The sequence below is a fragment of the Janthinobacterium sp. 67 genome, assembly GCF_002797895.1.
Classification (GTDB): domain Bacteria; phylum Pseudomonadota; class Gammaproteobacteria; order Burkholderiales; family Burkholderiaceae_D; genus Janthinobacterium.
Map to the genome: position 1 here is coordinate 3,999,261 of NZ_PGES01000001.1, position 21,399 is coordinate 4,020,659.

General features: G+C 68.0%; 9 protein-coding genes. 1 reads left to right on the top strand and 8 read right to left on the bottom strand.

Features of this window, described 5'->3' with window-relative positions:
• Positions 1 to 13: 13 nt before the first annotated feature.
• The 8 genes from CLU90_RS17925 to CLU90_RS17960 all read right to left on the bottom strand — a co-directional run bounded on the left by CLU90_RS17925 (position 14) and on the right by CLU90_RS17960 (position 20,774).
• Positions 14 to 730: an energy transducer TonB family protein gene (locus CLU90_RS17925; protein ID WP_232731247.1), complete on the bottom strand. Its 717-nt coding sequence runs from the start codon at positions 728 to 730 to the stop codon at positions 14 to 16.
• A 10-nt stretch (positions 731 to 740) separates the two neighbouring features.
• Positions 741 to 1,151, bottom strand: a complete 411-nt coding sequence (locus CLU90_RS17930; protein WP_100428561.1) for an ExbD/TolR family protein — start codon at positions 1,149 to 1,151, stop codon at positions 741 to 743.
• Positions 1,152 to 1,164: 13 nt separating this feature from the next.
• On the bottom strand, positions 1,165 to 2,946 hold the full coding sequence (locus tag CLU90_RS17935) for a DUF2341 domain-containing protein (protein ID WP_100428562.1): 1,782 nt from the start codon (positions 2,944 to 2,946) through the stop codon (positions 1,165 to 1,167).
• Between the two features lie 56 nt (positions 2,947 to 3,002).
• Complete coding sequence (locus tag CLU90_RS17940; protein WP_198511234.1) at positions 3,003 to 4,640, bottom strand: ShlB/FhaC/HecB family hemolysin secretion/activation protein; 1,638 nt, start codon at positions 4,638 to 4,640, stop codon at positions 3,003 to 3,005.
• Positions 4,641 to 4,787: 147 nt separating this feature from the next.
• Positions 4,788 to 18,428: a filamentous haemagglutinin family protein gene (locus CLU90_RS17945; protein ID WP_100428563.1), complete on the bottom strand. Its 13,641-nt coding sequence runs from the start codon at positions 18,426 to 18,428 to the stop codon at positions 4,788 to 4,790.
• A 186-nt stretch (positions 18,429 to 18,614) separates the two neighbouring features.
• Positions 18,615 to 19,562: a FecR family protein gene (locus tag CLU90_RS17950; protein ID WP_100428564.1), complete on the bottom strand. Its 948-nt coding sequence runs from the start codon at positions 19,560 to 19,562 to the stop codon at positions 18,615 to 18,617.
• Positions 19,555 to 20,112: an RNA polymerase sigma factor gene (locus CLU90_RS17955; RefSeq protein ID WP_092717296.1), complete on the bottom strand. Its 558-nt coding sequence runs from the start codon at positions 20,110 to 20,112 to the stop codon at positions 19,555 to 19,557. The genes CLU90_RS17950 and CLU90_RS17955 overlap by 8 nt, the downstream gene beginning before the upstream one ends.
• 2 nt (positions 20,113 to 20,114) lie before the next feature.
• Positions 20,115 to 20,774, bottom strand: a complete 660-nt coding sequence (locus tag CLU90_RS17960) for a secretin and TonB N-terminal domain-containing protein (RefSeq protein ID WP_157808852.1) — start codon at positions 20,772 to 20,774, stop codon at positions 20,115 to 20,117.
• 258 nt (positions 20,775 to 21,032) lie between these two features.
• Here CLU90_RS17960 and CLU90_RS17965 point away from each other — a divergent pair, with 258 nt between their 5' ends.
• A complete protein-coding gene (locus CLU90_RS17965; protein WP_157808853.1) occupies positions 21,033 to 21,398 on the top strand; it encodes a hypothetical protein in 366 nt (121 codons plus the stop codon).
• The last annotated feature ends 1 nt before the right edge of the window (position 21,399 follow it).

The window sequence follows — 21,399 nt, forward strand, 5'->3', positions numbered from 1 at the left end:
TTAGTTCATGCGCTTACGGGCGCCGACCTTTAATGGAAACGCGGGCCGGGAAACGCAGGGACGCCGGCGGCCGTTCATCGGCGCGGAAATCGCGCACCATGGCCAGCACTTGCTCATCCGTCTGCGCATTGCCCGTGCCTTGCACCAGCTGCACTTTCGTCGTCTTGCCTTCCGCATCGAGCCACAGGTCGACGCGGATGTCGGCAAAGGCCAGCTGGCGCGTGCGCGGGTCGCGGGCGAACGCCAGTTGCAGCGCATTGGCCACATAGCGGCCATACGATGCCGCGCCGAGGCCGCCGCCACCGCCGCCGCCCGTCATGCCGCCGCCACGCCCGGCCTGGATGCCGAAGGCGTCGCTGCCAGCCTGCGCCGCGCCATCGATCGTGACGGGGTCGCCCTTGTCCGGCGACGGGCTTTCCGGCGCGTCATCCATGGGCTTGTCGGCCGGCGTCGGTTCCGGCTCCGACACTTCCGGCACCACCTTGTCCGGTGTCGGTTCCGGCAGTTTTTCCGGTTCCGGCGGTGGTGGTGGCGGCGGTGGCAGCATCAGCATCGGCGGCGCCGCCACTTCGCGCTTGGTGGCGGCCGTGTCCGACAGCAAATACCAGACCAGCGCGGCCAGCGCAGCGGCCAGCAGCACGCCGCCGGCCACGCCGCCCCAGCGGCGCCACCACTGCGCCGCGCCCGACGATTCCGGGCCGGCCATCTTCATCATGTCGTCACGCTTCACCTTGTGCTCCTCATGCCGGCTTGCCGGTCACCAGGCCCACCTGGTTCAGGTCGATGCGGCGCAGCAAATCGAGCACTTCGACCACTTTCGCGTACTGCACGGCGGCATCGCCGCGCACGATCACGGGGAAGTCGGGCGTGAGCGCTTTTTCCGTGCGCAAGCGCTCTTCCAGCTCGGGCAGGGTGACGGGATAGGCATCGAGGAAGACCTGGCCCGCGTTGTCGATGGTGATGGCCTTGGTCTTCGGTTTTTCCAGCGCCATGGCCGAGCTGGCCTTGGGCAGGTTGACCTTGATGCCGGGAATGCTGGCGTTGCTGGTCAAAATGAAGATCACCAGCACCACCAGCAGCACGTCGACGAAGGGCGTGATGTTGATGCCGCCGCTACGCTTGCGGGGGGTAAACTTGGCGGAGGTGGCCATGGTTATGCGCCCCTCACGCCTGCTGCAGCACGGGACGCATCTGGCGTCCGTCGCCCTGCTCTTCCGCCAGTCGCGTGGCGAATTCGTCGACGAAGACGGCCATGTCGGCAACGATGGCGTCCGAACGCGAGGACAGCCAGTTGTAGCCGAACAGGGCGGGAATGGCCACGCCCAGGCCGGCGGCCGTACACAGCAGCGCTGCCGCCATGCCCGGCGCCACCGAATTGATGTCCACGGCGCCGGCCATGGCCGCCACGACGAACACCAGCATGATGCCGATCACGGTGCCGAACAGGCCGACGTAGGGCGCGCCTTCGATGGTGGTCGACAGCCAGATCATGCGTTTGGACATGCGTTCGCTTTCGCGCACCATCACGCCATCCATGGCGGCGCGGATGGCGCCGATGGTCGCGTTCGAGACGGCGTTCAAGTCGTAGCCGCGGTCGTGGCGGCGGCGCATCTCGTCGATGGCCACGTCATACAGACGCCACAGCGAGGAATCCATCTTCACGGTTGTGTTCAGCTTGCCGCTGCGTGCCAGCTGGTCCAGCGGCGCGCCCGCGCCTTCGTGGAATGCTTGCATGAATTGCGCATTGGCGCGCGCAATGGCGCCATAGCTGCGGCCCTTGCCGATCATGATGATCCACGACAGGACCATCATCAGGCCCAGCACGCCGACGACGATCCACGCGTCGAGCGGCATGGCGGCGATGATGAAGCCGAAATGGCTTTTGCCCGCCTGCTGTTCATCGGCGCCAAACACGGCCAGCCGCGATTCGGAGCCTTGCGAGACGGCGTCGGCCAGCAGCAGCGCGTCGGGACGGGCCGTGCGCGACAGGCGCAGCTCGTCGATGGCGCCCGTGAAGTTGGCCAGGGTGGCGGCGCCGGCAGCGACCGGCGGCGCATCGGCACCCACCGAGGCGGCCGTCGTAAAGGCTGGCAAGGCGGTGGCCAGCGACACGGCCGGACGGCCGCCCACGTACAGGGCGACGTTGTTCTTGTCGGCCTTGACGGCCAGGTGCGACCATTGCCCGGCCTGGATAGGCTGGCCCGGCTTGCTGCGCTGGCCATTGACCTGCACGAAGGGCACGCCCTGGTCCACGCCGATCAGCAATTCATTGGCGCCGTCGCGGCGCGCATACAGCACTTGCTGGGCGCCCAGGCTGTCCGGGCGCACCCAGGCGGAAAACGTGAACGGCGCGCCGGCGGCCAGCGCCAGCGATGGCGAGGCGGGCAGCATCAGCGGCGTGCTGCCCAGGCGGGCGCCGGCGCCGATGACGGAACCGTCGAGCGATGGCACGGCCGTCTGGGCATGGTTGCCGTAGGCGGTGCTGTCGCGCGAAGGCACGCCAGGCTCGGTGAAGTGATACACAAGGCTGTAGTCGGGATCGAAAGTACGCTGGCCATTGCCGGAAGCGGGCGCTTTCGGATTGCCGTAGTACATCCACAGCTGCTGCGGCGTACCGGCCGTCAGTGCCGGCACGTCGACCCAGATCAGGGCGATGCCCAGCAGCGGATTGAATTGCTCGATCTGGTGGTTCAGCACCGTTTTATCGTCGCCCGCCACGAAACGCAGGTCGGCGCCATTGTCGCTGACGCCTTCGAAATTGAAATTACCTGAATGCAAGCGCAGCAGCACGGGAATGCGGCCGGGATCGCCGCCCACGGCGCCCGCCTTCGGGCCGGCGTCGACGGTGACGGGTTTGCGGTAAGCCCAGTCGGGCTGCCACCAGGCATGCGCCAGGCCGGGAACGAGCGTGCCCAGGATCGTGAGCAGGAAAAAAAGACGTTGCATGACAGTGATTCTCCGAAGAAAAGTCTAAAAAAGTGCGGTGCTGGTGAGCTGGCCCGTCAGTAGCTGGCCGACAGGTTGAAATTGATGTGGCGCACGTGCTTGTGCGTGCGCGGGCCATCGCGCAGCGGGTAGGCGAAATCGATGCGGCCATTCAGGTAGCGCAGGAACTGGAAGCTGCTGCCCACGCCCACCGAAGCCAGGCCGAACAGGTCTTTCTGTTCCGGCAGCGGGTCGCGCAGGCGCAGGCGCGCGCCATCGGCAAAGGCGAACAGACGCCAGTTTTCCAGACGGCTGAAATACGTCAGCTGGGGCGTGCGCCACTCGACGGTGCCCGAGACGCCGTAGTCGCCCGTCGCTTCGGCCGACAGGTAGCCGCGCACGGAATTGGCGCCGCCGGCGGCCATCTGTTCGCCCGACACGAGCGCCGCGTCGGCCAGCTGGCCCGACATGCGACCATGCAGCTGCGCGCCGCTGCCCAGGGTGTAAGTGGCGTTGGCGTCGCCCTTCAGGACGAGGAAGCTGGGCGAGGCCTTGTAGCGCTTGTCGTCGTAGGCCGCGCTATTGCTGCCGTAGCCGAACGAGGCGCGCGTGCCGGCCACCAGCGACAGGCCCAGGCCATACGTCGTCGCCTCCGTCTGCGCAAAGCCGTTGTAGGCCACGCTCAGGGGCACGTATTTCAAGGGCACGCGGGTGCCGCTGCCGTTCAACTGCAGCGCTTCCTGGTTATCCTTGAAATCGATGCCGGCGCTAAAGCTGTGCCACCAGATGCCGCTGTTGGGCACCGTGTAATTGAGCTTCATGCCCAGCGCGTGCCCCTTGCCCAGCACGCTGGTGCCGCCCGTGCTGGCCACGTTGCTGTTCGACTGGTAGCCGGTCGCTTCCACGCTCCAGCCCTGCGTGCCGATCGGCGCCACGTACGAGGCGGACCACACCTTGGTCTGGTTCAGGTCGCCCGGCGTGCCGAAAAAGCTGATGGTGGCGCTATGCCCCATCTGCCACAGGTTGTCGTGGCCGACCGACACGCTCGTGCGCAATTTTTTCGTATCGGCGCTGTAATCGTTGTTCAAGCCCACGCTGGCGCGCCACGGGCTGCTGTCTTCCACTTTCAAATCCACGTCCATGGTGCCGGGCAGGCTGCCCTGCTTGACCAAGGGCATCACCTGGCGCTTGAGCCCCCGGTTCAAGGCCGTCAATTCCACCTGCGCCTGCGTAAAGTCCGGTACCTTGCCTTCCGTCAGGGCCGGCACTTGCTGGCGCACGTCGAGCGGCGAGTTGTATTGCGCACCGACCACGCGCAAGCGTCCCACCTTCGTTTCGCTCACCTGCAGCACCACCACGCCCTGCTCCACCTGCTGCTCGGGCAAGTCCACGTAGACGGACTGGTAGCCGCGCGCCTGATAGGCAGCGACGAGGGCGTCGCGCGCCCCTTCCACGTCCTTCAGGGTACGGCCCGGTCCCAGGAAGGGCGTGACCGCCTCTTCGATGGCGCGCGCATCGAGCACGGTATTGCCGCGCACCAGGTATTCCTCGATCGTCAGCTGCCGTTCCGGCGCGGCGACGGGAGCGGCGGCCGGCACCGCGTCCTGCGCGCGCGCCATGCCGGGCAGCGCCAGCATGGCCAGGCACAGCATCGTCAAGGCCCTTGCAGGCGCCGCTGGCGGCACGCCCCTGCCCTTGGTTGTCATTTCACGCATCTTCCATTCACCTTAAAATCAAACGGTTGCCCTGTGTTGCGGCGCTGGGCCGGCGTTTTTTTTGTTGCTAATGCTGATCTACTGATGCCTAGACAGCCGCCGCGCGCGACGACTGCCGAATGTCATCAAATGTTCATAAAACTCCGCTCAAGGCTGCAAACCGCGCCGCTCGTTCGGCGTGAGCGCCTGCAGCTGCGGCGCCGTCAACGGTCCCGCACCCAGCACCTGCACCACGCCGGCCGGCTGGTAGCTGGACGCCTGCGGCTCGCCGCCCTGGTGCTTGCCGGCACCGGCTTCGTCCGACTGCTCGTTGCCAAAGCCCAGCACCTTCACCGTGAACAGCGAAGGCAGCGCCTGGCGCGTGGCGGCCCGTTCCCGCTGCAGCACGTCTTGCGCCGCCGTGACGGCTTGCGTGGCGGCCGCGCTGGCATTGCTGAGCGCACCCACGTTCACGCTGGCGACCACGGGCAGGCCCGCCGACTTGCCCTGCACCTGGACGTTTTCCGCATTGATCACCTGCAAGGCCGCCAGGTTGACGTTGCCCGAGACGCGGATGCCCGCCTCGCCCGCGTCGATGCTGCCCAGCGGGGCGATCAGGTCGATGTCGCCGGGCGGCACCTCCGGGATCGGGTTCAGGGTGGCGATGCCGGCGCCCGTGGCCGGCGTGCTCGGCGACAGGCTGACGAGGCCGATGCTGTCGTAGGTACGGCGCTGCGGCGTGTAGACGACGGTGGACTTGGTGCCGCGGCCCGCATTGATGTCGCCCGTGGCCGACCAGGCCAGGATGTTGCCGCCGAAGGTGGTGAAGATGCGGCTCTGGCCCAGCAGGATGCTGTCCTTCGCGTACATCTGGATCTCGCCCGCGCCCTGCGTCAGCACGCCCGAACCTTCGCCCGGCGCATAGCCGCCATCGACGCCGATCAGCGCCCGTCCGCCCGGCACCGTGATGCCGATATCGCCGCCGACATCCGTGTGGATGCCCGCGTCGTTGACGATCACGTGCGGCACGTTGACCGTCGGACGGCCCGCCTCGGCCCACTCCTGCGGGCTCAGGTAGCGCACGCCCGCGACCGGCCGCTTGGTGTACACGCCCTCGTAGTCGTTGAGCGTGTACAGCGCGCTGCTGAACATCGTCAGGTCGCCCTTGTACTCGATCTTCTGGCCCGCCTTGTCCTGCGCCGGGAACAGGGTGGCGATGGCTTCGCGGCCGCGCAGGTAGCTGCCGCGGCGCATGCCGTCCGGATCGTTGTACTCGCGCCCGGCCGCCTTCAGTTCGGCAAAGTAGACATTGCTCAGGTAGACCTGCTGCTGTTCCTTCGGCAGGGCGGCAAAGAAGCTGCGCGCATCGGTGGTCGGGTCGTAGCGGATGCCCAGGCCGCTGTCGCCGCCAAAGCGCGTCGTCAGCCAGTTCACCAGGTGCAGGTGGCTGACCTGCGCATACTCGCGCGCCAGGTCGCGCCGCACGGCGCCCGATGCCTGGCCGGCCTTTTCCAGTTCCGCCTGCTTCGTGCCGAGGAAGGCGGACGCGCCCGCCTCGTCGCCGCTGTAGGCGAACTGGCCGCGCAGCCAGTCGGCCAAGGTCAGCTTGCCGCCGTAGACGTACACGGCGCTGCCGGCCTGGTCGGCCAGCGGCTTGGCCGGATCGGCCAGCTTGGCCGGGTCCATGTAGCGCGCCGCGAAAGCCGCATAGTCGGGACCATTGCGGCCCACGCCGGCCGCCACGCTGATGCCGGCGCCATTGCCGCGCTCGCCGGGGCCCGTGTTGACGATGGAGCCGATGCTGCGCAGTTCCGCCTTGTCGGCCATGTACAGGTCGCGCCCGGCGCTCACGTTCAGCTGGCCCGGTCCCGCCACATAGAAGGTGCTGTAGCGGATGTCGCGCCCGGCGCTGACGACGGAAACGTCGTCAGCATTGCGGTGCACGAACAGATTGCCGCGCGCGGACGAGACGCCGGAGACGACCGGCTTGTCCGGAAAATCGGGCCGGCCGACAAAGCCCTGGCTGGTCCATCCGGCCGCGCCTTCCGGCACGCCTTCGACGCTGCCGAGCGGCGTGCCGGAATTGACGATGTCGCGTCCAGCCCGCACGGCCACGGCGCCGCCGCCTTCGTACCACACGCCCAGCGGGCCCGTTTCGCCCTTCAGTGTTCCCCGGTACACGATGCCACCCGTGCGCAAGCCGACGATGTCGCCGCTGTTGGCATAGAAATGCGCGGGCTGCTGACCCACCGGCACGTAATCCGACACCGTCGGCGCCGTCATGCTGAACAGCGGATACAGTTGCTGCGAGGCATCGCTTGCGCCATTCGACGACGAACCGAACCATTTCAGCGCGCCGGGCGCCAGCCCGTTGGCGCTGACGTTATGCAAGGGCAGCAGGCCGAACCAGACCGGGTCCAGGGCGCCGACGAAGCCCGGGTTGAATGGACTTGGCAACAGGCGCGGATCGGCGCCCGATGCGGTGATCGGATAGCCGGCCGCATGGATGGAGTCGGCCGCCAGCATTTCCAGCTGGCCCGTGCGCGTCTTGACAAATTGCGGCGCCACCGGCGACGGCGCCAGGATCACGCCGTTTTGCGGCATGTCGACCTTGCCGCCCTCGCCCAGCCTGCCCAGGCTGGCATTGCCGTAATACAGGCTGCCGCTGGCGGCCACGGCGCGCAACACGGATGGCATGACGAAACGTGCATCCGTTGGCGCGTGGTTATCGCCCATGTCCGATTGTATCCAGGCGGACGTCGGCGTCAGATTGCCGCCCGCGCTGAACAGGTCGATGGCGGTGGCCGGCGTCCACAGCGAGAACCAGCTCCAGCCCTCGCCCTGGCGCTCGACGCCCTGGTAGTTGAACGGCGAACCATTGCCCAACTGCTTGACGCGGCCCGCATCGGCCGTACCGCCCAGCACCAGGTCGCCGCGCGCATCGATGCGCACGCCGCTGTCGCCCGGCACGAGGATGGGCCCGCCGCTGGCAATGGCCGTGCCCGCCGCATAGGTTTCATACGGCCGCGATTCCTTCGGATCGGCGCGGTCGAAGCGCAGTTCGACGCCGCCCACGGCGCCCGCCTCCATGCGCAGCGCGCCGCGCAGATTGGTGAAGGTGCTGTTGAGTGTCGGATACTGGCGCTCGAAGCGCGTGTCGGCATTCGGGGCATCGCTGTTCGCATCGAAGCTGCGCACCTCGGCGACAGGGTTGAGCCCGCCGCCGATGCGGATATCGAGGTCGCCACCGCCCGTCAGCAGCAGCTTGCCGTCCGGCGTCACCCTGCCCGTGCTGCCCACGGCCACGTTCAGGCCCTGGCTGCGCGGCGCGAACACGCCGCCCGGATCGGCGCGCGAGGTCAGCATGCCGGCGTTGCCGCCCGCCTGCAGCAGCACATTGCCGCCGCCGAGGGTGCCGATGCCCGTAAAGCCCGACACGACCGGCAGACCCGCAAACAGGTCGCCGCCTTCGGGACGCGCGACATAGGTGCCGAAATTGATCCACCATGCCGTCGGCACGCCCGCCCCCGTGCTGCCGCTGCCCTGGCGCCACAACCAGGCGCCGATGTCGCTGGTATCCTGCTGCGCGCTCAGGGTGCCGATGGCATCCTCGCGGCGCTGCAGGGCGGTGCCTACGGTGTCGCCCTTGACGTCGCCCTGGGCGCGCAGCAGCAGGTTGCCGCCGTGCTCGGGATACCAGGCGCGGTACAGGCTCTCGCTGCCGCCATCGACGAAACGCGTCAACTTGTCGTCGCCCAGCGCGCCGAGCAGCTTGCCCTTGGCGTTCAGGCCGCGCGGCAGGTTGAACAGATCCTTGCCATCGACCAGCGGCGAGGCCGACTGCGTGCCCGCCGTGTAGACGCCATACAGCGAACGCATGTCGAAATCGCCGGCGGCGAGCAAATCGAGGTCGCCCATGCCCGTGCGCAGCACGCTGAACAGAAGCTGGCGCGCCGGCTCATCCTTGGTCACCTCCTCAGGCGGCGTGCCATCGGCAATCTTGATCACCCAGTTGGAATAGTTTTCCAGCAGGGCTGCCTCGCCGCCCCAGTCAGCAAGATTGACCTCGCCTTCCGGCAGGCCCGCCGCGATGCCTTCTTCGCTGTAGATATATTTGCCCGGTAACCCCGTGCCCGGCTTGACCGACGTCCGTTCTTCCATGCCGTAATGCGTATCGGCCAGCATCAGATGGGCGTCCTTCGCATGCGGCCGCAGCGCGCGTGTATCGGCGGCGGCCGTATCGGCGCCGCCCACCAGGCGCAGCGACCACGCTTGCGAACCCTGGGCCAGCATGGGCGCCAGCGCCAGGTTGCGGCCCTGCTTGCCCGCGCCGTCCTCGGCGCGCAGCGCCACCACCGTCGCGTCGCCAGGCAGCTTGACCAGCGTGCCGGCCGGCAGCACGCTGCCCTTGTCCAGCGCCAGCGCCGCCGCCAGCACCACGCCGTTGACGGGATTGACGCTATCGCCCGTGTCCCGCGGCTTGCCTTCCGGGAAAGGCAAAGCCACATTCGCCGGCCACAGCATGGCCGCCACGCTGGCCGCGCCGGGCAGACGCAGGCCGGGATCGAGCTGCATGCCGCTCGACAAGGCCAGCGCCTTCGGCAAGACCGTGCCGGCCGCGTACAGCACCTTGCCGTCGGCATCGCGCACGGCGCCGCCCAGCACACTACCGGCAGGCAAGTTCAACTCCGCCGTCAAGGTGGCGCGCGCCGCCAGCAAGGTGCCGCCGCGCAGCTGCATGGCTTTCATCGGCACGGCGAAATTGACGCTCGTTCCCGATTGGAAATACGTGTCTTCGGCCAGGGTCACGAGGCCCGCTTGCGGTACGACGACGTCGCCGCCCCACGGCAAGCGGCCCTTCACCAGTTGCCAGCCCTTGTCGTCCGGCGTGACGGGCAAGGTGCGGGTATCGAAGCCATCCGTGATACTGCCAAAGACGCTGAGCTTGCCACCGGCGCGCACGACCAGCGCGCCCGCCTCGCCCGAGCCGTACACGCCGCTCAGGCGCGCCAGCGGATTGACGCCATCGTAGCGGTGGCCGGACAGGTCGATGTCGCCATCGATGTGCAAGTCGCCGCCCGGCGTGGCGCTGACGATCTCGACGCCAGGGCGCAGGTGGAAAGCGTTGGCGTCGCCGCGCAAGCCGCGCAATTTGTTGTTCATCAAGTTGCCGTTGGCCAGCGCGTGGGCCATGAAGAGCTGGCTGTCCCCGTGTTTCTCGTCCAGATAGGCCTGGTTGATGCCCTGGTAGCTGCGGCCGTCCGCATCCTTGCCGGTACCGGCCGGGGCATCCTTGTATTGCCAGAAAGCGTTGACGTTGATGGTGCGCGCGCCGGCGACGTTCAGCGCGCCAGCCGCATCGATATCGACATCGTCGCCCGTGGCGCCACCGAGGCGCCGCGCGTTCAGGTCGATGCTGCCGTAGTTGCCGCCCTTGTCTCCGCTGCGCAAGTCGAACCGCGCGCCATTTTCCAGGCTCAGGCGTCCACTAGGCGCGGCCAGTTCGATGACGGCGCGGTTCGGCGCCTCGATCGCTTGCCCGTAGCTGTCCGTGCGCAGCACCGTGCCATGCGCGTCGAGCACGGCGCCCGATTGGATGGTGACGCCATCGCGCCCGGCCAGACGGATGCTGCCCACCTGCTCGCCGCTGGCGTCGATGCGGCCACTCACGCTCAAGCTGCCGCCATCGACGGAGACGCTCACTTCGCGCGCCTTGACCTCGTCGCCGATGGTCAGATCGCCCTGCTTGAGCTGGAAGCTGCGGCTGCCGAACACCTTGCCCGTATTCAGGCGCTGGTTCAGGCCGGCGAAGTCGCCGATCTGCTGGGCGCGCACCTCCACGCCGCCGGCCGCGTACGGCACCAGGGTGCCGCCTGCGTCATAATGGCCGCTGGCGCCGCCCAGCAAGCTGCCGCGCAAGTCGGCCGTGCCCGCCGCGTCGCCCGTGGCGATCACGCTCAGCTTGCCGGCGCGGTTATTCACGGCCGACAGGTCGATCACGGAAGCGCCCGCCTGGCGCACGTCGCCTGCGCGGCTGTCGAGGATCACGTCGCCGCCCCAGCTGTACTTGCTGGTGTCGTAGAAATCGATCTTGCGGCCCGCCAGGTCCAGCTTGGCCTTGTCGCCCAACAATACATCGCGCTCGGCCGACAGGGTCAGCTTTCCGCTTGGTAGAACCATGGATGTATCCACGCTGACACTATTGCCGTTCAGCGCCACTTCGGCGCCCAAGGCGCCGGCCAGCGCCGCGTTCGTCGGTGTGGCGGGGGTAGCGCCGGCCGGCGCGCTCACCTTGAGGTCGCCGCCCGCCGTGATGCGGTTGACGGAACCGGCCGCGCCCGTCAGCAGCGGCGTGTTGATCAGCAGATCGCCGCCGCTGTAGCGGTAGCCATTGGTGGCCGTGTCCCACGCGCTTTGCGACTGGTAGACGGACAGGCTGCCCTTGTTGTTGGCGGTCAGCTGCTCGCTGGCATTGAGCGCCACCTGGCCGAAGCCCAGTATCAAACGGTCGAGGTTGTGGATGGTGTCGGGACGGCTGTCCGGCGTGAAGCCGAACTCGATGCGCTTGGCGTCGATCTGCAAGCGGCCGCTGCCCGTGCCGGGGCCGTTGGCAACGACGGCGCCGGGCGCATTCGTCGCGCCCTGCCACACGAGGGTGTCCGTGTGGATGCGCGCCAGCGCGTCCGTGCCGCCATAGCCGTAGATGGCGGGCGTGTTGAGCACCAGGCGCGACAGCGACGACTTGCCCGTCGCCGCATCGATGGTCGACAGCTGCGACGAGTCATAGAAATTGAAGGAATTACGCGCCGTCAAGCCCAGGCTTTCCAGTGCCGGTGCGCCCGTGCTGGTATCGCCGCGCAGCAGGCGGTCGAGCACGTCCTGGTTCAGCGCCAGGCCGTCCGGCAAGGCGCCGCGGGCGCTGGCATCGGCCAGCGAGGCTGCGCTGCCGATATTGATCGAACCCATCCCCAGCACCAGATTGCGCGTGCCGTAGCGCACGTTGTCGCGCAGGGTGAATGCGCGCTCCGTCACGGCGGCGATGGTGCCCTCCGAATACAGCGAGGTGGTGCCCGCGCAGGCGCCGCCCGCCTTGGCGCACGTGCCGATGTCGATGATGCCGGGGCCACCCGAATCGGACGGCGTGCGCACGGCTGGCAGCATGTCCAGCCAGCCGTTCGAGACGGCCAGCACGCTGCCCATCGGCTGGTACACAAAGCCGTCGCGCGAATCCCAGGCCGCCTTGCCGCGGCCCAGCGTATTGATGCCGGAACCTTGCTCGAGGAAGATGCCGTCGTCGGTTTTCGTGGTCACCAGGAACACTTCGGCCGCCTTCAGCACGGCGCCCTCGCGCAGCACGATGCCGCCCGCCGATTCGTTGATGGCGGCGATATTGGCGCGCTGATTGGTACCCGTGGCGAAATCGCTGTAGGTGACGCGCGGCAAGCCGCCGATGCCCAGGCGCTGGGCGCCGAAGGCGTTGATCTGCGAAGCGTGCACGGAGACGCCATCGAAGTCCGCCTGCGCTGCCGTACCGTCGGCCAGTACTTGATAGCGGGTCGCCGCATGGTTGCCCGAGCCCAGCAGCAGGGAGCCGCCGAAGCCGCCCTCGGCCGGCGCGTACAGGGCGCTGCCATCCATCATCAATGGCGTGTGGTTATTCTCGATGCTGTGCAGCGACGGGGCGATCAGCTGCACCCGCACGCCCTTGGCGTCGCGTTCCAGCGTGGCGCGCGGCACGCCGTCGCGCGTGGCTTGCGCCACGGCAAAGGCGGCATAGCCCGTTTCATTGTATTGCGAGTAGGTACGCAGCACGTCGGCCGGCGTCAGGATGGCCTGGCTCGGCACGGCGTCGCGGATGGCCGTGCCGGCGATGCCCGTCTGCGCCGCCGTCGCATACGAACCATTGCGCATGGCCACCGTGCCGCCCGCCTCGACGGCGCCGGCCAGACCATTCAGTTCCACGCGGAAGGCGCCCGGCAGCAAGGCGAAATTCGATGGCAGCAGGGTATAGGTGCCGGCCGCCAGGCCGGGCACGCCCGCGGCTATGGTGATCTGGCGTCCCACGGCCGGCTTGCCCGCGCCCTGCTCGGCCGCCAACGGCGCCACGTCCGGCTGCACGCCGGGAATGATGGCGTACACGGGGTTGGTATTCAGGCCGGGCAAGGTAAAACCGCCATTCGGCTTCATCTGCACCAGCGGATTGAGGCGCGCGTCCGTGGAGCCGCCCCGTCCGGCCAGGAAGGCCGCGCCCGTCAGGGTACCGCCGCCCGACAGGTCGAGCACGGCGCCGGCTTGCACGTCGACGGCGGCGCCGACCAAGGCGATCTCGGGACCGTTGCCCACGCCCTTGAACACGACGTCGTTGCCGTCATACAGATAGCTGAGGCCATCGAGCGTGCCGCCGTACGGCATCGTCAAGCCTTTCGCGCTGACGGACGTCAGGCTGCCCGGCAGCAAATTGACATGGCCCGTATTGGCTTCAAAGCCTTCCGCGCCCAGGGTGATCTGGCCCAGCGGCGCGCGCAGCACGCCGTGCTGGTTGATGGTGGGAGCAATCAGGCTCAAGCTGCCGAACACGGAAAACGGCTGGTTCGGCGTGGCGCTGCCGGCGCTGCGCCCGATATTGAGCGTGCGCAAGGGATCGAGCGTGACGCGGATATTGCCGTATTCATCGACCCGGCTGCTCTGGCCCACCGTGACCATGCCGCTGTCGCCCGTGGCCGGGTAGATTTGCGCGGCGACCAGGGTGGCATTGCCCGGCTGGTACAGGGCGGCGTTGTTCGACATGCGCAAGTCGCCGCGGCTGTTCAGGGTCAGCTGTTCGAAGGCATCGCGTTCGACGGCCAGCGGCGTGCCGCCATTCTGCACGATCTCGCCGCGTGTGCCCATGTTGACCTCGCCCGCGAGGTCGAGCATGCCCGCATCGATCTGCAGCAGGGAACCATCGGCCACCAGCGGCACGCCCAGCATGCCGCGCCCCTTGCCCGAGTTTTTCGAGCCTTTCACGGCATTGGGCACGATGTAATTGTCTTTCTGCGCGCGCGCAGCCGTTCCCAGGCGCACATATGGCGCCGCCAGGTGTACCTGGCTGGCAAGGCTTGGCAATTTATCCTGGCCTTCCCCATCCAGCTGTGGCAGCGGCTGTTGCTGCTGCGCCAGACCCAGCGAACTGGCGCTCAGGCGCAGGCTCTGGCCCAGCGCCAGGTTGACGTCACCATCGACGCTGAGCATGCCGTTCACATGCATGGCCAGGTTATCGAAGCCGCCGGCCTTCACGCGGTCGGCGCCCAGGCGCGCACTGCCGTAGCGCAAAGCCTCATCCTGCTGGCCGGCGCGCAAACCGGCCGGCAGGACGCTGTCGCCCTGCACTTGCGCCAGCACGAATTCGCGCGGCACCCGCACCGCATTGTCGACGCCATCGTCTTCCAGCGTCAGGCGGTTCACCTGGCCGTAATTGGGCGTGTCGAGCGCCATCGCCAGGGTGCCGCCGGCCACCGCGCGCAGCGTGCCATCGGCAAAAATGCCGTTGTACGAACTGAGCGAAATCAAACCGCCGCTGCCGGCCACGTTGACGGCGCCCTGGTTCGGCAAGTCCAGCGTGGCTTGCGCGCCGCTGGCATCGAGCAGCGCGCCCGGGCGCACGACGACAAAAGCGTCGGCCGCGTCGACGCTGGCCGCATCGGCCTTGTAGCGGGCGCCGATCTCGATGCTGCCGCCCTTGTCGGCGCGGCCATAACGGCCACCGCGCATGTCGGTGGCGACGGTGGCGCGGCCGGCCACGTCAAGCACCGCGTGTTCGCCGATCCAGATCGACGTGGCTTGTCCCTTGCCGTTCGGCACATCGGCATCGCTGCCCGTGCCCAAGGTGCCGGGCAGCACGGCGATCTTGCCGCCCCAGGCATCGAGGCGGCCATCGATGCTGACCTGGCCATTGCTCGTCATGCTGATCTGGCGGCCCGGATCGACCGTGACGACGGCGCCTTGCGCCACCGCCAGTGCGCCCTTCACGTACGGGCTGCCGGCCGTCAGCGTCAGGTCGGCGCCGGCGCGCTGCGTCAAGCGGCCCTTGCGCGCATCTTCCTGGTACAGCTCCGGCGTCCACACTTCCAGCGCGGCAGCCGGATCGGTACCACTCGCCACCGCGTGGCCGGTGGCGGGATTGAAGCGCAGCACGGGCATCTTCACATCGATATGCGCATCCTTGACCACCACGACGCCGTCGCGGCCCGTGACGGCGTAGTCGGCAAAGCCGCTCTGGAACAGGCTGGCGTCCAGCGACAGCATGGGCTGCACGGCAACGTCGCGCCCCAGCATGGTGCCGGTCGGCAGCAGCACGCCGCGCGGCGCGCGCACGTCATCGGCGGCGATGCTGCCGGCCGCATACTGCGTCGTTACCGGCACGATGGGCAAGCCATTCGGAAAAGCCGCCGCCGAAACCTCAAAGCCCGTAGCGAGGCCATTGATGGCCGTCACCACGCTGCCGGCCGGCGCGATGGAGCCGCTCCAGACATACGTCGTGCCGTTGATGAAGAAGCTCGCGCCCGGCGGCACCAGCAAATCACTCCCCAGCACCAACGGTTTCTGCGTTGACACGTCCACCGTCACGGGCATGCTCAAGGTCTGGCCCGGCTTGATCACGCTGGTGCTGAGCGCGAAATCGAAGGGAATCTTCTCGCCCTTGGCAATCAAAAACTCATCGGCCAGGCGCAGGCCGACGGGGGCGCTGCTTCCTCCTGGCAGCACGTCGCCGTCCTGCAGCTTGCCGCCGATGCTGACGGCCGTGCCGCTGTCGATCATCAGGCGTCCGCCGCCCTTCACGCCGTGGCCGCGCAACTCGCCGTCAAGCTTGAGCACGGCGCCCGTCGGCGTTTTTTCGCGCGGCAAGTCGACGGCCAGGGCGATGTCGCCGCCGCGCCCACCCTGCAGGCTGCCATTGCTCATCAAAGCAGCGCCCGACGAAACGTCGATCACGCTGCCGCCGGCCAGCTCGATGCCGCCCGAACTCTTCAACGTGACCTTGCCGCCATTCACGTACGGCAGGCCGGCGACCGCGCCCGGGTCCAGTTCCAGGTTGCTCCACAGACCGCGCGCATCGAGACGCACGCCGGGCGCCACGCGCACGCCTGCCGGGCTCGTGGCGCGCCCTTCCGGCGACACGGGCCCATCGATCCACACGGCGCCCATGTTCGCCTGGTAGCGCGAGACCATATTGCCGACGGCGATGCTGCCGCTGCGCGCGCTCACGTTCGCCTTGATAGCCACGTCGGTGGCGTGCAGGGCGATGTCGCCGCCATCGGCCACGCGCACGTCGGCGTTGACGTCGAGCTTGTCGTAGGCATAGATATTCAGGGCGCCCAGCTCCAGGCCGTTGAGCCAGTCCGCATCGAGCTGCAGGGTCTTGGCGCGCGCGGCCGGCAAAGCTGCACTGAGCAGCTGGCCATCGGCGACGGACGCCACCTTGCCGATCTCGACGTTTTCCAGCACGGCTTGCGGGCTGTCGCGCAACTGGCCCGCCTTCGGGTCGAAGACGGGCGTCATTTTGCCGACGATCAATTGACCGGCGCGCGCGGCCGAGGTCTGCGCCTGCTTGTAGCCATCGACGCCGTCGTCGCGCTTGCGCTGCTGGCGCTCGCCCTGGAACACGGACGTGTCGACATCGCCTTCCAGCACGGCGGCGCCCGTGGAGACGACCAGGCGGCCCGCATCGCGGCCCACCGTGTAGCCGTTTTCCAGGCGCTCGCGCGGACCGATCAAGGCATTCGCATGGGTTTCCGTCGTGTTCGCGCCCCAGCGCGCATGCGTGCTTTCATAACCGCGGTACAAGCCCGTGTACAGATTGTCGCCGGGGGCAGTGCTCAGCTTGTACATCGCGCCATCGGCGCCTTTCAGCCACGTCTGCTTGACCATGCCCGTCTGCACGTCCAGCGAACCGCCGGCGATGTTGATGCGCGAACCGGCCTGCGTCACCACTTCGCCGCCGCCAAAGCCGACGGTGCCGCCCTGGGCCGCCCATTCGCCGATGCCGTGGCCGCTGGTGTTCAGGTAGCCGCTCACTTCCAGCAGGCCGCCGGCCGTGTACCAGCGGTCCGTGGCGTAGCCGTTGGTGCCGGCCGGCACCAGCACCAAGTCGCGGCGGTCGACCCACACGTCGCTGTTGTTCAGGTATTTGGCGTCGCGGCTGCCCGGCGCGTCGCGCTGTTCGTTGCCCTGCACGTTGATCAGCACATTGTTGCTGCTCATGTCGACCTTCACGCCGACGGCGCCAGACACATCGATGGCGGCGTCGCGCGCCACGTGGCTGCGGCGGGCCGCATCGGCCAGCACCTGGCCGCCCGTGGCCAAGGTCAGCGAATCGCCTTCGAACTCGATGTTGCCGGCGGAGACGATGCGCACCAGCGACTGGTCGCGCCGGTCCTGCGGCGTGTCCGTGCCCTTGCCCGTGTCTTTCAGCAAGGTGTCGCGCTGCACGTCGAGCGCCGTGGCGCCGTTGTCGTCGATGACAATGGCGCTGACGCTGCCGCGCGCCAGGGTGACGGCGGCGTTCTCGCCCGCCGCCGCCAGGTGGATCGTGCCGCGGCCATCGACGGTCGTGCTCGACAACAGCACGCCATCTTGGCGCACGCTGTTGCCGCTGAGCGTGATGTCGCCCGTGGCCGCCTGGATCAGGCCGTTATTCACGACGCTGCCGGCTCCGCTGTCGGCCACGCGAAGCATCTCGACTTCATTGCCGCGCGTGCTCGAATACGGGTTCTTGTCCGTGCCCATGCCCTGGCGCACGGCGATGGCGTCGCCGGCCGCCAAGGTGGTCTGGCCATTCGGCGTGGTGATGGCGCCCGCATTCTCGACGGCGCGGCCGGCCAGCAGCACATAGCCGCCGCCTTCCGTCACCGTCTGCGGCTTGCGCGTGTCGATGCGCGCGCCGGCGGCGACGACGACGTCCGCCTCGGCCGCCGCATGCGTAAAGGTATTCTGGCCCAGCAGCAAATCGTTCGCGAAGGTCGGCACGGCGCCCGTGCCCTGCGTCTTGCCGTACAAGCCGCTCTTGAACTGGCTGTCGCTCATGCCCATGGCGGCGGCGGCCAGGTTGCGCGTATCGACCTGGCTGCTGCCCGCAAACACGATGCCGTTGCGGTTGACGATCATCACCGTGCCGTCGGCCTTGATCTGGCCCTGGATCTGGCTGGGGCGCGCCAGCGGATCGTTGACGCGGTTCAACACGGACCAGTGCGATTTCTGGTCGAACTGCAAGGTGGTGTTCTTGCCGACATTAAAACTTTCCCAGTTCAAAATCGCCTTGTCGTCCGTCTGCGCGACCTTCACGACGGTCTTGCCGTCGGCCTGGGTTTGCACGGGAGCCTGGGCGTTGAGCCAGCCCGCCGTCAGGCTGTTGCTGTCGACCTGCAAGCCGCCCTTGACGAGGCCGTCGGGCGCGCCGCCGGCCGCCAGCGCCGCCTGGCGCGCGGCCGCCTGCACCGCCTGTTCGGCGGCGATGCCGCGCGCGGTCAGCAACAAGTTGTTCAGCGATTGCTGCAGCTTGCCTTCGGCCTTTTGCTGCTGCAGCAAAGGGTTGTTCAGCGAGGTGGCCGGCTGGCCATTCGGCAAGCGTCCCGTAGCGGTGGCCGTGCCCTGCTGCGCTCCCTTGCCCGCAAACCAGGCGCCGCTGAACGGCTGCTGCGCCTGCGCGCCGCCTGCCTGCAGCAGCATGGCGATGGCCAGCGCCAGCGGTTTCAAGCGCACCGGGCGCCCGTTGTGGCTGCCCGCCATGGAGGAGGAGGATGCGTGTTTCGTGACCGACTTGCTTCGCTGCATGGCGACATTCCCTTTTCATGTTCCGTTGCTGACCGATATCGCGAAGGGCAAGCGGCACGCACGGGGGCGGGCGGCAAGCACTGATTCGCGGCTTCCAGCAGCATTGACAGGGAACAAGGTCCGGGACTGCAAAAGGTCATGAAAATGTCATAATTGGCTGAGCACCCCGGCGCGCCAAGGCGGGGCTCAGCCGAACAGCACGATGCCGCCCGGCAAACGCGTCACGCGCGCGCCATACGCGTCCTGGATCAGGGCGATCACGTCATCGAGGCGGTCGAGCGAAAAGCTCGCTTGCACGCGCGCGTGTTTCAAGGCGTCGCCATTGAGGATCAGCTTGCCGGGGCGGTAGCGGTTCACTTCATCCACCACCTCGGCCAAAGTGCTTTGCTTGAAGACCAGCAGGCGCTGGCGCCACGCGCTGACGTCGCTTTTCGCCACCGCGCGGGCGATGCCGAAATGCTCGGGCCGGTAGCGCAGCTGCTGGCCGGCCGCCAGTTCCGCATCGTTGCCGGCCTGCGCCACGCGCAAGCGGCCCGCCAGGCACGTCACGCACACTTCCTGGCCAAACAGGCGGATATTGAAACGCGCGTTGCCGGCCGACACCGTGCCGTCGCCCGCCTGCACGCGCACGCTTGCCGCGCCGCGCAAGCCAGCCTGGAATTCCGCTTCGCCGGCCAGCAGCACCAGCGACGCGGCGCCGTCCTGCACGGGCGCCGCGTCGAGCCGCGTCTGCGTATTCATCTGCACCAGCACGCCGCCATCGAGCGCCACTTCGCGCTGCTCGCCCGTGCCCGTGGCGTAGTCGGCGGCAAGCCCGGCCACAGCCGGCCACAGGTCCGTCGGCGGGCGCAGCACCAGCAAGCCCAGCGAGGCGGCGACGGCGACACCAAGCCAGGCGCGCCGCGCCACGTTGACAGGCGCCTGCGCCCGCTTGACGGCGCGCGCGGCCGGCGCCATGGCGTCCCACACGGCGCGCGCTTCGGCAAAGGCCGTCGCATGCCTGCGGCTGCGCGCGCACCAGTGGCGAAACACTTGCGCGTCGCGCTCGCTGACCTGGCCCGAGGCCAGACGCACGACCCACGCCTGCGCTTCCTTCTGGATGACACCCATATCGTCTTCCGCTTGTTCAGTCATGATGTTTAGACGTTTTTCCCGCGCCGGGACCGAAGCGCTGGATGAAATCGCGTCCCATGCGTTCGCAGCAATGTTCGAGTCCCGCGCGCAATTCCTTCTCCACGGTGCGGGCGGAAATGCCGAAGCGCTCGGCGATGTCGCGGTGCGGCAACTGGTCGACGCGGGCGGCGATGACGATGGCGCGCCGGCGTTTCGGCAACTCCTGCAAAGCCCGTTCCAGTTCCTCGAGTTCGGCGCGCGCGCTGAAGGTGCGGGCCGGGTCGGCCAGCTCATCGGCCATCTCGTACAGGTCGTCGATATCGGGCAGGCTGAGCAGACGCGCATTGTCGCGGCGTTGATCTTCCGCAATGTTGATGGCGATGCGCATCAGGTAGGCGGACGGGTAGCTGATCGCCTCGGGCGCCGTCATCTTTTCCACTCTTAAATAGGTTTCATGCAGCGCGTCATTGGCCAGGTCTTCCGAGCCCAGGCGGCGCTGCAGGTGGCGGCGAAACTGTCCGTAGCGTTCCAGGAACAGCTTGCGCAGGGTGGTTTTGAGCAATTCCGACATGGTCAGGGCGCCCCGGCCACGAGGTAGGGCGCGCAATCGGCGCCTGGGTCGGGCCGCGGCGTCAGTAAAATCGTCAGCGGCTGCGGCAAGCCGGCCGGCGGCGCGCCATCCATCAGCAGGCTGCGCAGGCGCTGCAGCACGGCGCGGTCGCGCTGTTCCACGCCGCTCGGCACGAGCACGTGCACGTCGCGCACCTTGCCCCGTTCGTCAAGCCACAACTGGAAGGCCAGGCGGTAGCGGCCGAAAGCGTCCGGATGCAAGCGGCACAGGGCGCGCGTGAGCGAGCGCTGCAGGACCGCCGCATAGCCTTGCAATGGTGCGCTGGCGGGAGCGGCTTCGGCCGGCACGGGCGGCGCCACAGGTGCATCGGCCAGCGCCAGCAAGGTAAACGCATTGCTGCCGCTGAAACGGGCGCCCAGCTGGGTTCCGACCAGCAAACGCTGCAACGCTTCGGCCGGCGTGTAGTCGCCGCGCACGGGCGCAGCCACTCTGCCGGCCGCCAGCTGGCTGCTGACGAGCACGGAATACCCGGTCACTTCGCCAAACGCCACCAGGGCCGCATCGAGCGGCTGGGCGGGCAAGTCGAAATGCATGCCCGCGTGCGCGCTGGCGTCAGCGCCGTCCGCACTGGCGGCCGGCCGCACGAATGTCATCAAGGTCATGAATGTCATCAGCAAGCAGGCGGACAGGGCATTGCCCGTTGCGGCGTGGCGGTGGCTTAGTGTCATTTTCCAGGGGAATCAACGAGAACCTGCGCATGAAGTGTCTTGTCTGCAATGTTGTCTGCAGAATGGCAAGATGGTAGCTTCATAAAATGACAACTGCATGACATGGCGCCAGCCCGCATTCCGGCCCGTGTCATCGCCGCGACACATGCCCCTGCTATGCTGGACGCTGATTCCACCGCTCCGGGAGCCGCCATGGCACGCCTGTTCTTGACTGTTTTACTTGCCTGCGCCGCCCTGCCCGCGCAGGCGGACGAGCACACCGTCGTCGTGCAAGCTCCCGCGCCGGAGAAGGGCTGCGTGGAGGTGGAAGTGCATGGCCAGCGCGCGCAATCGATATCTTGCTTGAGCGAAAAATTATTGCCAAATGGCAACACCATGAACCGGCAGCCGCCCGCCCTGTCCGGCGCGGAGGCGGTCATGCAACGCCCGTCGAACCAGCTGGGACTGTACAACCGCGCCGCCCTCGAACACCGCATGGGCAATGCCTTTGGCAAATCCGTCACGCCGCAGCGCCCGAGCACGCCGCCGCCCGCCAGCCCGCTGCTGCCGCCGCGCTGAC

What these genes read in the sequence shown, in the direction of transcription:
- CLU90_RS17930 (WP_100428561.1), bottom strand. Translation starts at nt 1,151, where the DNA reads ATGGCCACCTCCGCCAAGTTTACCCCCCGCAAGCGTAGCGGCGGCATC.
- CLU90_RS17935 (WP_100428562.1), bottom strand. Translation starts at nt 2,946, where the DNA reads ATGCAACGTCTTTTTTTCCTGCTCACGATCCTGGGCACGCTCGTTCCC.
- CLU90_RS17940 (WP_198511234.1), bottom strand. Translation starts at nt 4,640, where the DNA reads ATGCGTGAAATGACAACCAAGGGCAGGGGCGTGCCGCCAGCGGCGCCT.
- CLU90_RS17945 (WP_100428563.1), bottom strand. Translation starts at nt 18,428, where the DNA reads ATGCAGCGAAGCAAGTCGGTCACGAAACACGCATCCTCCTCCTCCATG.
- CLU90_RS17950 (WP_100428564.1), bottom strand. Translation starts at nt 19,562, where the DNA reads ATGACTGAACAAGCGGAAGACGATATGGGTGTCATCCAGAAGGAAGCG.
- CLU90_RS17955 (WP_092717296.1), bottom strand. Translation starts at nt 20,112, where the DNA reads ATGTCGGAATTGCTCAAAACCACCCTGCGCAAGCTGTTCCTGGAACGC.
- CLU90_RS17960 (WP_157808852.1), bottom strand. Translation starts at nt 20,774, where the DNA reads ATGACCTTGATGACATTCGTGCGGCCGGCCGCCAGTGCGGACGGCGCT.
- CLU90_RS17965 (WP_157808853.1), top strand. Translation starts at nt 21,033, where the DNA reads ATGGCACGCCTGTTCTTGACTGTTTTACTTGCCTGCGCCGCCCTGCCC.